Genomic DNA, 13,704 nt, shown 5'->3' on the forward strand with positions numbered 1-13,704 from the left:
CCGTATTAGAGCGGCGGCAACCGCCACTCAATCGGCGTCTCGCCATTCTGCTCAAGAAACTTGTTGGCGCGGCTGAAATGCCCGCAGCCCAGAAACCCGCGATACGCCGACAGCGGCGACGGATGCACTGACGTCAGGACCAGATGCTTGGTGGCATCGACCAGTTTCTGCTTGCCTTGCGCATGGGCGCCCCACAGCAGAAATACCAAATGTGGCTGGTGCTCGCTGACCACTTCTATAATCCGATCGGTAAAGAACTGCCAGCCCTTGCCCGCGTGGGCGTTGGCATTGGCGCGCTCGACGGTCATGGTGGTGTTGAGCATCAACACGCCCTGATCGGCCCAGCTTTGCAGGTAGCCGTGGTTGGGGATGTCGATGTTCAGGTCGCGCTTGAGTTCTTTATAGATGTTGACCAGCGACGGCGGTGTGGGCACGCCCGGTTGCACCGAGAAGCACAAACCGTGGGCCTGGCCGGGGCCGTGGTACGGGTCCTGGCCAAGGATGACCACCTTGACCTTGTCCAAAGGCGTGGAATTCAGGGCATTGAAAATCAAAGGGCCAGGCGGGTAGATCTCTTTGCCAGCGGCATGCTCCAGGCGCAGGAACTCGCGCAACTGGGCCATGTAGGGCTTATCGAACTCCTCACGCAGGGCGTGTTTCCAGCTGGGTTCGAGTTTGATACGGTCGCCTTCGGTCATAGTTGAATTGTCTTGTAAAAAAGAATGAGGCGAACCCTAGGAAAGCCGGCCTTGCTTGTCAATTGATCTGACACACCATCGGCACCTTCCCACGAAGCGATCATACTGATCCTTCACCCTCCCGAATGAGGTCACAATGAACCTGCACTTCGAAGAGCTGACTGGCAGCGACGGTGCCCGCATCGGCATCGCCAGCCTTGATGCTGAAAAATCCCTGAACGCCCTGTCCCTGCCGATGATCCTGGCCTTGCACGATCGCATGGATGCCTGGGCCAAGGACCCGAATATCGTTTGCGTGCTGCTGCGCGGTAACGGACCCAAGGCCTTTTGCGCCGGCGGCGAGGTGCGCAGCCTGGCCATGGAATGCCGTGAACAGCCCGGCGAAGTGCCCGCCCTGGCGGCGCAGTTCTTTGCCGCGGAATACCGCCTTGATTACCGCCTGCACACCTACCCCAAGCCGCTGATCTGCTGGGGCCACGGCTATGTACTGGGCGGCGGCATGGGCCTGCTGCAAAGCGCCGCCATCCGCATCGTCACGCCGAGCAGCCGCCTGGCCATGCCCGAAATCAGCATCGGCCTGTACCCGGATGTGGGCGCCAGTTGGTTTCTGTCGCGCCTGCCGGGCAAGCTCGGTTTATTCCTGGGCCTTACCGGCGCGCACATCAACGGCCGTGACGCCCTGGACCTGGGTCTGGCCGACCGTTTCCTGCGCGATGATCAACAGGACGAACTGCTCGATGGCCTGCTGCAACTCAACTGGCAGGAACAGACCGCGATGCAGCTCAACAGCCTGCTCAAGGCCCTGGCCCAGGAAGCAGTCAGCCAACAGCCCGAGGCCCAATGGCTGCCGCGCCGGGCGCAGATCGACGAATGGCTGGACGTTGGCGACGTGCGCTGTGCCTGGCGCGCCTTGAGCCCGCTGCGTGACCACGCCGATCCGCTGTTCAGCCGTGCCGGCACGACCTTGAGCGAAGGCTGCCCGCTGACCGCACACCTGGTGTGGGAGCAGATCCAGCGCGCCCGGCATTTATCCCTGGCCCAGGTATTCCAGATGGAATACACCCTGAGCCTCAATTGCTGCCGTCACCCGGAGTTCAGCGAAGGCGTGCGCGCGCGCTTGATCGACAAGGACCACAAACCCCATTGGCATTGGCCAGATATCAATACAGTTCCGGACGCCGTGGTGCAGGCGCACTTTCACAAGGCGTGGGAAGGCCGCCATCCGCTGGCGGACCTGTCCGATTACTGATTGTTTCACCAAAAACAAAACGGCGCTTCCTGCGCCGTTTGCATTCAACACCGGTCAACGGTGACCGCCGCGACCGCGGCCATGGTCACCATCGCGTCCGTGCCTGCCATTACCCCCGTGATCACCCCACCCCTGGTTCGGATAAGGCCGGTAGCCCGCCCTCGGCCCCGAAGGGTAATAGCGAGGTGCCGGCTGGTAATAACGCGGCGCCGAGTAGTAACGCGGTGCGGGTGCGTAGTAGCGCGGCGATGGGTAGTAGTCACGGCGGTATTGATACGCCGGGCCACCACCGTAGTAATACGCCGGCGCCGGTGAGGTGTAGACCTCGGATCGATAGTAGCTCTGGCCTCCATCGTAGTAGGGCACACAAGCGGTAAGGGTCAGACCGAGTAAAGCGCTGAGCAGCAGTCGTCGATACATGGCGGCCTCCTGGACCGCGAAAGAGCACCTCCAGCGACGCGGGAGGGCGGCATTCAGCTTTCACCGAATGACGAAATATCTGACATCAAAAACCGAATCTGGTGCGTTTTGGTAACAGCTTGATACATCTGCATCAGACCAAACTGTGTTGGCGCCGCAAGTTTGCCAATTGGTCGGGCTTTGAGAGTGGGTGGAACATTTGTGGGTGTATTGAAACTTTAAACAATTGAATAGTGTCACTATGACATCGCACAATAGCACGGAGGCTCTAGCGCGAGCTTTATACCTCTATAACCTCGGATTTCAGCCATGAAGATTTCAACCAAACTGTTGCTCTCCTTTCTACTGTGCGCAGTGGTAACCCTGGGCGTGGGTGTACTGGGTATCAAAGGGGTCGTTCGCCTCGCCACTGCACTGGAATTGACGTTTTCGAACAATCTGGTCTCCGTCAGCACCACCTCGGCCACCCTCAACGGCCTGGTCGCTCATAACCGTGGCCTGTACCGGTTGATGGATGCCAGCCAGGGCGACGTGTCCCAGCAAGACCGCGATCGCGTGCGCCAGGACATCACCAAAGAACTCGCGAACAGCCAGGCCGCCTACAAAACCTACCGCACCACGCCGCTGGAAGACGACGAACGGGCAGCCGGCGATAAGCTCGACCAGCTCTGGCCCACCTACATCAGCAATTCCGAACGCATCATGTCGATGCTTGAAAACAACCAGCTCGACCAGGCCCGTGCACAGCTCAACACCACCAACAATGAGATTTTCCGCCAGGCACGCGACTTGATCCGCGTGCTAATCGACTCCAACAACCGCCAGATCAAAGAAGGCTCCATCGCCGCTGATGACCTGCGCAACAGCGCGCTGACCTGGATGATCAGCGGCATCGTGCTGGCCTTCATCATCGCCATCACCATTGGTGTGTTGATCACCCGCCTGATCACCCGCCCCATCGCCCAGGCCGTGGAGAGCGCACAACGCATTGCCAGAGGCGACCTGACCCAAGCCATCGTCACCGAGCGCACCGACGAAGCCGGGCAACTGCTGATGGCGCTTGCCGACATGCAGGGCGGCTTGAAAAGCACCCTGGTGGAAATCGCCAACGCCTCTGACCAGCTTGCTTCAGCAGCAGAGGAACTCAGCGCAGTCACCGAAGAAAGCAGCCGGGGCCTCATCCGCCAGAATGACGAAATCCAACAGGCCGCCACCGCCGTCAACCAGATGACCGCCGCGGTGGACGAAGTGGCGAGCAACGCGGTGTCCACGTCGGAAGCCTCGCGCCAGGCCACCACCGAAGCCGAAGAAGGTCGTGAGCAAGTGGCCCAGGCCGTGTCCGGCATGGGTTCGATGGTGGTAGAGATCAATGATTCGACGCAATCGGTCGCCGACCTCGCGGGCCAGGTCCGGGAAATCGGCAAGGTGATCGATGTGATTCGCGGCATCGCCGACCAGACCAACCTGCTGGCCCTCAATGCGGCCATCGAAGCAGCCCGTGCGGGTGAGCAAGGTCGAGGTTTCGCGGTGGTTGCCGATGAAGTGCGGGCCTTGGCCCATCGCACCCAAATCTCCACCGTCGACATCGAAAAAATGATCGGCGAAGTGCAGGTCGGTGCCGATGACGCCGTGGCCGCGATGAACAAGAGCCTGACCTGGGCCAACAACACCCAGACCCTGGCACAGAACGCCGGCGAGGCGTTGGAGCGCATCACCAGCAGCGTGGCGAAGATCAATGAGCGCAATCTGGTGATCGCCTCCGCTTCCGAGGAACAGGCGCAAGTGGCCCGTGAAGTGGACCGCAACCTGCTCAACATTCAGGACCTGTCGACCCAGACCGCCGCCGGCGCCCACCAGACCAATGCCTCCAGCCAGGACCTGTCGCGCCTGGCTACGTCGTTCAATCTGCTGGTCAGCAAGTTCCAGCTGTAAGTAGCCTGCCGTGGGTTGGCGCTGTATCGTGCAAGGCCAAGCGAACCTTGCCCGATGCAGCCCATGACCACGCCAACCCTCTGCCCCGCCTGCGGCGCCCGCAACGACTGCACCCTGGCCGACCCACGTACCGCCGACCAGGCCTGCTGGTGCTTCAGCGTCACCATCGATACTGCGGTGCTCGAAGCGTTGCCGGACGAGCTGCGCAACACAGCCTGCCTGTGCCCACGCTGCGCCCAAGTCGATCAACAGCTGCGCAGCCGCGATGCGAGTTGATCGTTTCCTCAGTAACCTGTCGCAGTTCAACCGCAAGCAAGTGCGTTTGCTATTGGTAGAACGACGGGTGACCGTCGATGGGCTGGCCGTCAGCGACCCTCACCATGAAGTGCGGGCGTTCAGCCGCGTGTGCGTTGATGAGAACGTGCTGCAGGCTGGCAAACCTGCGCGGTATTTCATGCTGCACAAGCCTCAGGGGTGTGTGAGCGCGACGTCGGACCCGCAACACCCCACGGTGCTGGACCTGCTGCATGAACCGGACACCGCCGACTTGCATATCGCCGGCCGTCTGGATTTCAACACCACCGGGCTGATGCTGATCACCAATGACGGCCAGTGGTCGCGCCGCCTGACGCAACCGACGACCAAATTGCCCAAGGTCTATCTCGTTGAAACAGAACAGGCCATCGGCGCCGAGTACGCGAATACGTTTGCGGCGGGCCTGTACTTTGCGTTTGAAGACCTCACCACCCAGCCCGCCGCATTGGAACTGCTGGGACCGACGACCGCGAGACTGAGCATTATCGAAGGCCGTTATCACCAGGTGAAGCGCATGTTCGGGCACTTCAACAACAAAGTGATCGGCTTGCATCGCGAGCGCATGGGGCCGCTCGAATTGGATGCTGCGCTGGCGCCGGGCGAATATAGGCCGTTGACGCTTGAGGAAATCCGCCAGGTCTGATGACCGTTCAGCCGGTGATGGCAAAAACCCATTTTTACGCCTTGCGACATCCCGAGTCTGTGCTTGAATCAAGCTCACCAGTTTAAATATGACTGGCGAGTCGCCTATAACCTCCAAGAAACACCTTGCCCCCGCCCGCGCTTTATCCCACGGGCCTTCCAGGCAAACAGCCCGCCATAACAACACCCGTCGGCCAGCCGTCATTGGACCGACATGGGCCTCCATTTTCAGGCGTATGCCTACCTGTCACAAAGCTCGTGCAGAGTTATCTGCGCGCCCTACCCGCTTGCCAGGAGTCTTACGACATGAGGCCAGAAATCGCTGTGCTGGATATACAGGGTCAGTATCGGGTTTACACGGAGTTCTATCGCGCGGACGAGGCTGAAAAGACCATCATTCTGGTCAACGGCTCAATGGCCACCACGGCATCCTTCGCCCAAACCGTGAAAAGCCTGCACCCGCAGTTCAACGTGGTTTTGTACGACCAGCCCTACGCCGGCCGCTCCAAAATCCATAACCGCCATGAGCAAATGCTGACGAAGGAAGTCGAGGGCCAGATCTTGCTGGAACTCATCGACCACTTTGCCGCCGAGCACGTGCTGTCGTTTTCCTGGGGCGGCGCCGCTACCCTGGTCGCCCTCTCCCACCGCCCCCGTCGCGTGGAAAAGGCCGTGATCAGCTCGTTCTCCCCAGTGATCAACGCGCCCATGCGTGACTACTTGGAGCGCGGTGTCGACTACCTCGGCAACCTCGACCGCGACCGTGTCGGCCACCTCGTCAACAACACCATCGGCAAACACCTGCCGTCGCTGTTCAAGCGCTTCAACTACAAGCATGTCAGCAGCCTGGCCGAGCACGAATATGGGCAGATGCACTTCCACATCAGCCAAGTGCTCACCAGCGACCGACTGTGCTACCTCAAGGCCGCCAAGGCGATCGACATTCCCGTGCTGTTCCTCAACGGCGAGTGGGACGAATACACCAGCGCCCAAGATGCCAGGCAGTTCGGCAACTACGTGGCCAACAGCAGCTTCAACACCATCCAGGCGACGGGGCATTTTCTGGACATGGAGCATAAAGCGGCATGCAAGGACAGCCGGGAGGCAGTGGTGGGCTTTTTGAAACCGGCGCGGCAGATCAGCCGATTGCGTTATCACCAAGGTCAGGCACAGCATGCATTTGCAGTTTGAAATGACGACTCAACGCCACGCTCGTTGTGGCGAAGGAGCACACGCCTTCGCCGCAACCTGCACATTTTCAAAGAAAAACTTCAAATCCACGTGAACATCTGGTACAAAGTCAGCCGCTCTGAGCGGGTATAGTTTAATGGTAGAACAGTAGCTTCCCAAGCTTCCGACGAGGGTTCGATTCCCTCTACCCGCTCCACTCAGACATAGATCCCACGCCAACATGGTTTTGGCGGGGGATGCATAAAGAAACCGGTCCCTGGAGGCCGGTTTTTTTATGCCAATATTTTCCCGCCCACAAAACCTGTACAAATACAGAATTCCGTACAACTATCAGACCTTGAGCGCAGGCACCAAGCCTCGCACGATCAAGGAGCCGGGCAATGACGCGCCTGCTGATTTCACTGTTGCTGGTTTTGAGCCTGGCCAGTTGCAGCAATGTAGAGGTCGGACACTACGCCGACCAGAAACCTGCGCTGGATCTTGAGCGTTTCTTCAGCAAACCCGTGAAAGCCTGGGGCATCTTCGAGAAACGCTCGGGCGAAGTCGCCAAGCGTTTTGAAGTGGATATCGCCAGTCATCGCGAGGGCGACAAACTGATTCTCGACGAAAAGTTCCTGTACAGCGACGGCACTCGCCAGCGCCGCGTGTGGACGCTCACGCCCGATGGTCCGGGGCGCTGGCGCGGGCGAGCGGGTGATGTGGTGGGCGAGGCCATCGGCGAGGTCGCCGGGAACGCGTTGCGGTGGCGCTACCGCCTCAACCTCCCGGTGGATGGCTCGGTGTACGAGGTGAGTTTTGACGACTGGATGTACCTGATGGACGAGGACACGATGATCAACCGGTCGAGCATGTCCAAGTTCGGCGTGGAATGGGGCCAGGTCACGTTGTTCTTTCGTCGCCAATAACAGTCAACGCGGGGGTGAAAAATGAATGTGCAGAAGCTGGCCAAACTGGCCGAGAAAGGTGAAATACGGGGTCTTGAGTTGCTGTCCCTGGAGGGCGGTTTCTATATTGCCCGCGTGAAGCTCGATCACGTCGAGATGACATTGCTGGACGATAACGGCAAGACCCTGCGCCTGCGCTCCAGCACGCATTTACGCGACCTGTTGCGGGACGTTCCACCGTTTCCCTGTGTGTTGGTGCAGCAGTGCGCCCATGACGAAATGTGTGGCACCCGCGAGGGCGCTGTCGGTGCGTTGCGCATTCCATTTTCGCTGGGTGCGACTCTTTAGGACCGTTGCAACCAGCCATCCAGGCCCGGCAGGCAACGTCATGAGGGTTGGCCCCGCATAGGTTCGTAGGGTCGCCAACCTGTCAGCGCGATCAACAAGATCAACAGCTGGAACACGATGATCAGCGCCACGCAACCGTCCCAGCCCCAACGCTCCCAGATCAGCGCTGGCACGACTGCACCGCAACTGCCGCCCAAGTAGTAACACGTGAGGTAGACGCCAACGGCGCCGGCCTTGTTGTCGTGCGCGGTGGCGGTGGTGAAGGCATTGGCTGCGGCCTGGGCAAGGAACACGCCGGTGGAACTGAGGGCCAGGCCCGTCACGATGCACCACAGAGAGGGGATCAGCGTCAGGGCTGATCCGCTTACGCCAAGCACGGCAGCTACCGTCAGCAATTGGGCATGGGGACGGGCCTTGCTCAGGCGGCCGGCGATGGGGATCACAATCAGCGCCAACAAAAACACCATGTACAGCGTGCCTAAGGCCGCCGGTCCAAGGTTGAATGGCGGTAGGCCAAGGTATAAACCTGCGTAGGTAAACGCCGCAACCTGGGAAAACAACACACAAAAACCTACGGCGTACGCAGCCAACAATGGTTTACGAAAAACGCTCGAAGAAGAAGCGCGGACCTGGACCTCCCGCGCGCGGTTGGCCGGCAGCAGAAACTGGATAAACCCACCGACCATCAAACTCAACACCGCCAGCACTTCAAAGGCTTCGCGCCAACCGAAGTACTCAGTCACCATCCCCGTGACGAAGCGTCCGGCAAACCCACCCAACACGGTGCCGGCGACATACAGGCTGGTGACTTCGGTGACGGTGCCGCCATGCCAACGGTCGCCGATATAGGCCACGCTGGTGGCAAACACCACCGGTATCACCATGCCCTCGACGAAGCGCCACACCAGCACTTCGGCAAAGCTGCCGGCATAGGCGGTCATCAACGTCGGCACCGCCAGCAACAGCGCGGCCACGCAGATCACCGTGCGTTGCTCGAAACGCCCGGTCACACGACTGACAAACGGCGCGGTGATCGCCACGGCGAGAGTGGTCACCGTGATGCTCCAACCTGCGGCCTTGGGGCTGAGGTGGAACTGCGCGGCAAAGGTCTGGAGGATACTCTGGGTTGCATACAGGTTGAGAAACGCCGCGCAGCCACACAGGAACAGGGCAAGGCGGGCGCAATGCAGGCGCGATTTCATGAAACCTCTCGTCTTATTTTGAAAGGTCTTTATAGAATGGCCTGCGGGTCTGGGACCAATACCGAATTCCGACCGATTGATACCCAAGGACCAGGATGCTCGACCTACGCAAGCTGCGTTACTTTCTGACGGTCGCCGAGGAATTGCACTTCGGCCGTGCTGCCATTCGCCTGCACCTCGCGCAACCACCGCTGACACGGCAGATTTCAGCGCTGGAAGCAGAGTTGGGTTTCAAACTGTTTGACCGCACCAGCCGCACGGTGACCCTCACGGCCCAAGGACGAGCGTTCCTGCCCTATGTACGCAGGGTGTTGGAACAGATCGACGTGGCACAGGTGATCGCAAACAAATTGGCCGCAGGCACTGCCGGGCAGCTGGCGCTCGGTTATGCCAGCTCAATAGCCCTCTCAGATCTGTTCAGCCAAGCGATCCAGTCTTTTGCCCAGCGATATCCAGATGTGCAGTTGACGCTGCTGGAGTGCGCTTCCGGCAGCCTGGGCGCTCAGGTAGCGGATGGGCGGCTGGATATCGGCTTGAGCCGACTGCTACCGCCCCTCCGAGAAGTGCAGGTGCTATCCCTGGGAGAGGAGCGGTTGGTAGCGGCGGTGTCCACAGACAGCCCACTGGCGAGCCTGGCCGAGGTCAGCTTGGCGCAGCTCAGTGCCTACCCACTGATATTGTTTCCGGCGGATTATGGCTCGGGGCTTAACCAATCCATCGAACAGCTTTACCGACACCACGGCGTGCCCCTGCGCCCTGGCCCGACTGGGCGGCAGATCACCTCGATCATCGCGCTGGTGGCGGCTGGCCAAGGGGTGGCGCTGGTACCGGAATGCACGCAAAGCTTGATGAACAAGGGCATCAAGTACAGGCCGCTGATCGAGGCGGACGCCTGTGCACAGTTGTTAGTCTTGACCGCGACTGAAACAAAAAGTGTGTTGGTCGAGGCGTTCCTCAGCGTGATTGCCGGGATCTCGTCGACTGCGCTTAAAGTGCTGCAGCAGGACCGCTGACGCCGTCGAATTCCACCGCAAGAAACGTAGTTTTGGCCGGGGCGGCATGCTTTAGATTGGCACTACACCCGCCCATAGGAGCCCGCTCATGGTGTACGAATACAAACTCATGCCCTCCCCCGTTGGCCAACTCACCCTGGTGGCACGCAATGGCAAGCTCGGTGCAATCCTGTGGGAGACAGAACGCGCCAACCGCGTGCGCCTGGGCGAATTGCACGAAGCCAATGAAAGCCCCGTGCTATTGGAAACCGAGCGCCAGTTGCAGGAGTACTTCGCCGGCACGCGCAGCACCTTCGAGCTGGAACTGGATTTCAACGGCACCGCGTTCCAGAAGCAGGTCTGGCAGGCATTGCTGACCATCCCCTTCGGCGAAACCCGCAGCTACAGCCAGATCGCCCTACAGATCGGCAACCCCAACGCCGTGCGCGCCGTGGGTGCGGCCAATGGGCGTAATCCGATTTCAATCATCGCGCCGTGCCATCGGGTCATCGGTGCCTCGGGAACCTTGACCGGCTTTGCTGGAGGGCTTGAGGCCAAGCAGTATCTATTGACCCTTGAGAACCGCGGCCAGGTGAAAATGGCCTTCTGATCACGTGCCTGCGACCGCTCCACGGTTAAAGTACTGGTAATCGAACAACGGTTTGAAACCCAGCGTGCTGTACAACGAGCGCCCCGCCATCGACGCCTCTAGGAAGCATCGCTGGGCGCCCAGGTTCGAAGCGTGCAGCAGCGCAGCGTTAATCAATTGAGTGGCATGACCCCGCCCACGAAATTCCTTGATCGTGCCGACATCGTTAAGCCGTGCGACGCCATCACATAGCGACAACGTCAACGAACACGCCACCCTCTCCTCGACAGACAAAGTGAAGTGGTGAAGTGATTGACCGGCGTCCAGGGCACGCTGGTGCCGGGCCTGATAATGCGCCACCACCTCGGGCGGGACCGCGAACGCATTGCCAATGGGAAGCGCCCAGTCATTCAAGTTCCGAGTCAGGCTGATCTGCGCAAAACGCTCACTTACGGAAGGCACCCGACGCGACAGTTCGAGCGCCATCGTGGTGGTCCTTTCGGCAGGCTGCAAGCCGAGCTCCGTCAGTGCCTCATGCACTCCCTCGACCTTTTCCTCATGAATCACCACCTGTATCGCCAGGCAGGTGCGGCGAATCAGACCCAGAGGCTCAGTCATTGCGTCACCCGACGGGGCGTTGCCCACGCGGATAAGCAACAGGTTCGACGGGTTGCAAAATAGATCGGTGAAATAGGCAGTGATGCAGGCGCCATAGCGCCGACGTAACGGACAGGTCACGGTAAAAAAATGATCTTCAGTCCGGTAATAGAGCGTGGGCAAATCGCGGGTAGGAATGGCGCGCATGGGCAGTCCAGGCAAAAGCAAAGTCTTGCGCCCGCCACTGCTGGTCGATGTAAGCCCTTGCCTTGAAACCCGAAGAAAAAGCGCACCGTTTGGTTCATCAGCCAAGTTGTAAAAAGAAATTTCAAAGAGCACCTGCTGTCCATACGTTCATCACCCCTTCACTCCAGGAAAACGGTCATGAAATTCTCCACAGTCTCGCAATCCCTGTCCCGCTGGGCAGGCAGCCCCCGCACCTTCTACGCAGCGACGGCATTGATCCTGGCGTGGAGCCTGAGCGGGCCGTATTTCCACTACAACGACACCTGGCAACTGATCATCAACACCTCGACCACCATCATCACCTTCCTGATGGTGTTCCTGATCCAGAACACCCAGAACCGCGACAACGATATCCTGCATATCAAGATCGACGAGCTGCTGCGCGTGTCCAAAGATGCACAGAACGCCGTACTCAGCCTGGACGGGCTGGACCGCAAAGAGCTGGAAAAACTGCGCCAGGAATACCGCAGCATTGGCAACGCCGGCACCTTGAACCTGAACAGCAGTTGCGGCCACGCTGCCGACGACGCGGCGCCCACTAAAACCGATCTGAACCAGGCATAAAAAAACGGCGGTTGGAGAGGATCCAACCGCCGTTTTTCAATTCAGGTGACGACCTTAACCGTCGCCTTGATGACCTTTGCCATAAGTCGACGCCAAGGCGCGGGCCTTCTGCAGGCGCTCTTCCAATTTTGGCAGTGTCTCATCGACCAACGCTTTTATTTCCGGTACATCCGACGCGGCGCCTTCCTGTTTGAACAGTGCAATAGCGTCTTCGTTTTCCTTGACCTGTTGTGCGGTATAGGCGGCGTCGAACGAGTCGCCGTCCTTGAGCTCGGGCATCAGGGTCTCGGCTTTGTCGACAATTTTCTCACGTGGCGCCACGGGCAGATCGAGCTTCTTGGCGATGGCTGCCAAGTGCTGATTGGCCAGGGTGCGCTCGTTGATCACCTCGATGGTGTAGTCCTTGATTTCCTGGGACGAGGTTTTCGCGTGGGCCATGCGGCTGGTCTCGATATCGGCCATTCCTTTGGCCGAGGCCTGCTCGATGAATTCAGCAGGCGACTGGGCGAAAGCATTGCTGGCGCCGAGGCCCAGCAGCATCGCGAAACTGGCGGTGCGTAACCGGATAGCCATGCGGCTCATGAGGGGTTCCTCCAGGGCAAAAATTAGGACGGGGAACACACCCCGCCCTGAATTCGAATTTTCAGGGCGGTAAAGGTTTAGAAAAAACTTGCCGACGCGACGAACGGTCGTCGACATCTCATGCCGGTTTGCTGGCGAACAGGCCTGGCACCGCATGGGCCAGCGCATTGATGGCGAAGCCGATAAACATCACGCCACAGAGCTTGGTGATAAGGACTTCATGACGCTGATACACCGTGCGTACACGTTGGGCGCCGACCACGCCGATCAGGATTGCATAGGCCAGCAGACCGCCAACAAAGCTCAGGAAGATCAGCGACGGCAGCATCGACCAGGTCAGCAACTCGGCGCGGCTGGACAGCAACGCAGTGAAGGTCGCGACCGCCACCGGGTAGGCTTTCGGATTGGTCAGGCCGAACACAATCCCGTGCCAGAACGGATGCCGCGCGGCGCCCTGAGGGTCGTCACTGCTGCGCCGTTGCGTGCGGATGGCCCGCCAGCCAAGCCAGAACAGATACAGGCCGCTGAGCACGCCCAGCACATCAAACGCAGTGCTGCCCACTTCCCGCGCACCGACAATGGCGATCAACGCGGTGCTGCACCACACCACATCGCCCAGCAGATGCCCGCACAGAAAACCCGCCCCGGCGCGGCGACCACGGGCGGCACCGATACCGAACACGGCCAACACCCCAGGGCCAGGTGTAATGCCATAGATAAAACCCGAGGCGAGTACCGCGAGCAGCAGGGATAGGGTCATGAAGGCGACTCTGAAAAAAGACTGTGAGTTGGATGGATTCTGTATGTTCCGGTGCTAGGGGTAAAACTTCATTCCTGGATAGGCCTTCTGTCGACAGGCCTGCAGACGCGATGCCAGATCACCTACATGGGCTTCGAGCTTGTGTCCATCGGGGTCAAGGAAGTAGAACGAGGCGCCTTCACTACGATTGTCGCGCCACTCCTGAACACCGGCAGCCCTCAAGCGCTCAACCAGTGCAGCGAAATCGCCCGCATCGGTGGTAAATGCAAAGTGGGTGTAATCAGGTGCAGGCGTCGAGACGCGCAGCGGGTCCAGAGACAAGCATAACCATAAACCCGGCAATGAGAGATAGGCGCCGTTGCTCCAAGTGGCATCAAGCCGAAGCCCCAGCAGGTCATGGTAAAAGCACAGGCTGCGGTGCAAATCAGTGACAGCCAACGTTAGGTGATTGAGTCCTGTAAGCATGAAGATGTCCTAGACCATAATGACTCTG

Annotated in this window: 17 protein-coding genes and 1 tRNA gene; 11 read left to right on the plus strand and 7 right to left on the minus strand. The window is 59.6% G+C overall.

Annotation, left to right across the window (positions count from 1 at the left end; all coding sequences use genetic code 11):
- Positions 1-5: 5 nt before the first annotated feature.
- Positions 6-698, minus strand: a complete 693-nt coding sequence (ung, locus tag AOA60_RS31035; protein ID WP_099587512.1) for a uracil-DNA glycosylase — start codon at positions 696-698, stop codon at positions 6-8.
- Positions 699-834: 136 nt separating this feature from the next.
- Between ung and AOA60_RS31040 the strand changes: the two genes are divergently transcribed.
- On the plus strand, positions 835-1,947 hold the full coding sequence (locus tag AOA60_RS31040; RefSeq protein WP_099587513.1) for an enoyl-CoA hydratase/isomerase family protein: 1,113 nt from the start codon (positions 835-837) through the stop codon (positions 1,945-1,947).
- 54 nt (positions 1,948-2,001) lie between these two features.
- Here the strand turns inward: AOA60_RS31040 and AOA60_RS31045 are convergent, their stop codons facing one another.
- Complete coding sequence (locus AOA60_RS31045; RefSeq protein ID WP_099587514.1) at positions 2,002-2,367, minus strand: hypothetical protein; 366 nt, start codon at positions 2,365-2,367, stop codon at positions 2,002-2,004.
- A 309-nt stretch (positions 2,368-2,676) separates the two neighbouring features.
- On the opposite strand from AOA60_RS31045, the gene AOA60_RS31050 reads away from it, so the two are divergent.
- The 7 genes from AOA60_RS31050 (at position 2,677) to AOA60_RS31080 (ending at position 7,679) form a co-directional block, all read left to right on the plus strand.
- Positions 2,677-4,299 (plus strand): methyl-accepting chemotaxis protein, encoded by a 1,623-nt coding sequence (locus AOA60_RS31050; RefSeq protein WP_099587515.1) that lies wholly within the window; start codon positions 2,677-2,679, stop codon positions 4,297-4,299.
- Positions 4,300-4,362: 63 nt separating this feature from the next.
- A complete protein-coding gene (locus AOA60_RS31055; RefSeq protein ID WP_099587575.1) occupies positions 4,363-4,575 on the plus strand; it encodes a cysteine-rich CWC family protein in 213 nt (70 codons plus the stop codon).
- Entirely contained in the window at positions 4,565-5,257 is a 693-nt protein-coding gene (locus AOA60_RS31060) for a pseudouridine synthase (RefSeq protein WP_099587516.1), read from the plus strand. Before AOA60_RS31055 ends, AOA60_RS31060 begins: the two co-directional genes overlap by 11 nt.
- A gap of 305 nt (positions 5,258-5,562) precedes the next feature.
- Entirely contained in the window at positions 5,563-6,447 is an 885-nt protein-coding gene (locus AOA60_RS31065) for an alpha/beta fold hydrolase (RefSeq protein ID WP_099587517.1), read from the plus strand.
- 122 nt (positions 6,448-6,569) lie between these two features.
- A tRNA-Gly gene (locus tag AOA60_RS31070) sits at positions 6,570-6,643 on the plus strand.
- 184 nt (positions 6,644-6,827) lie between these two features.
- Positions 6,828-7,352, plus strand: a complete 525-nt coding sequence (locus tag AOA60_RS31075; RefSeq protein ID WP_099587518.1) for a DUF3833 domain-containing protein — start codon at positions 6,828-6,830, stop codon at positions 7,350-7,352.
- Between the two features lie 21 nt (positions 7,353-7,373).
- Complete coding sequence (locus AOA60_RS31080; protein WP_099587519.1) at positions 7,374-7,679, plus strand: DUF6482 family protein; 306 nt, start codon at positions 7,374-7,376, stop codon at positions 7,677-7,679.
- A 38-nt stretch (positions 7,680-7,717) separates the two neighbouring features.
- Here the strand turns inward: AOA60_RS31080 and AOA60_RS31085 are convergent, their stop codons facing one another.
- On the minus strand, positions 7,718-8,881 hold the full coding sequence (locus AOA60_RS31085) for an MFS transporter (protein ID WP_099587520.1): 1,164 nt from the start codon (positions 8,879-8,881) through the stop codon (positions 7,718-7,720).
- Positions 8,882-8,976: 95 nt separating this feature from the next.
- Here AOA60_RS31085 and AOA60_RS31090 point away from each other — a divergent pair, with 95 nt between their 5' ends.
- Together AOA60_RS31090 and AOA60_RS31095 are read left to right on the plus strand one after the other, a co-directional pair.
- Complete coding sequence (locus AOA60_RS31090; RefSeq protein ID WP_099587521.1) at positions 8,977-9,894, plus strand: LysR family transcriptional regulator; 918 nt, start codon at positions 8,977-8,979, stop codon at positions 9,892-9,894.
- A gap of 88 nt (positions 9,895-9,982) precedes the next feature.
- Positions 9,983-10,483 (plus strand): methylated-DNA--[protein]-cysteine S-methyltransferase, encoded by a 501-nt coding sequence (locus AOA60_RS31095; protein ID WP_099587522.1) that lies wholly within the window; start codon positions 9,983-9,985, stop codon positions 10,481-10,483.
- Here AOA60_RS31095 and AOA60_RS31100 read toward each other — a convergent pair whose 3' ends face one another.
- Positions 10,484-11,398, minus strand: a complete 915-nt coding sequence (locus AOA60_RS31100) for a bifunctional aminotransferase class I/II-fold pyridoxal phosphate-dependent enzyme/GNAT family N-acetyltransferase (protein WP_306461056.1) — start codon at positions 11,396-11,398, stop codon at positions 10,484-10,486.
- Positions 11,399-11,443: 45 nt separating this feature from the next.
- On the opposite strand from AOA60_RS31100, the gene AOA60_RS31105 reads away from it, so the two are divergent.
- Positions 11,444-11,869 carry a low affinity iron permease family protein gene (locus tag AOA60_RS31105; RefSeq protein ID WP_099587524.1) on the plus strand — a complete coding sequence of 142 codons (426 nt, stop codon included), beginning with the start codon at positions 11,444-11,446 and terminating at the stop codon, positions 11,867-11,869.
- A 54-nt stretch (positions 11,870-11,923) separates the two neighbouring features.
- On the opposite strand, the gene AOA60_RS31110 is transcribed toward AOA60_RS31105, so the two are convergent.
- The 3 genes from AOA60_RS31110 to fos all read right to left on the minus strand — a co-directional run bounded on the left by AOA60_RS31110 (position 11,924) and on the right by fos (position 13,676).
- Entirely contained in the window at positions 11,924-12,451 is a 528-nt protein-coding gene (locus tag AOA60_RS31110; RefSeq protein ID WP_016975135.1) for a DUF4142 domain-containing protein, read from the minus strand.
- A 118-nt stretch (positions 12,452-12,569) separates the two neighbouring features.
- A complete protein-coding gene (locus AOA60_RS31115) occupies positions 12,570-13,211 on the minus strand; it encodes a LysE family translocator (protein WP_099587525.1) in 642 nt (213 codons plus the stop codon).
- A 54-nt stretch (positions 13,212-13,265) separates the two neighbouring features.
- Entirely contained in the window at positions 13,266-13,676 is a 411-nt protein-coding gene (gene fos / locus AOA60_RS31120; protein ID WP_099587526.1) for a fosfomycin resistance glutathione transferase, read from the minus strand.
- Between the last annotated feature and the right edge of the window lie 28 nt (positions 13,677-13,704).

Origin of the sequence: Pseudomonas sp. 2822-17 (assembly GCF_002742485.1) — a bacterium.
Taxonomy (GTDB): Bacteria; Pseudomonadota; Gammaproteobacteria; order Pseudomonadales; family Pseudomonadaceae; genus Aquipseudomonas; species Aquipseudomonas cyclaminis.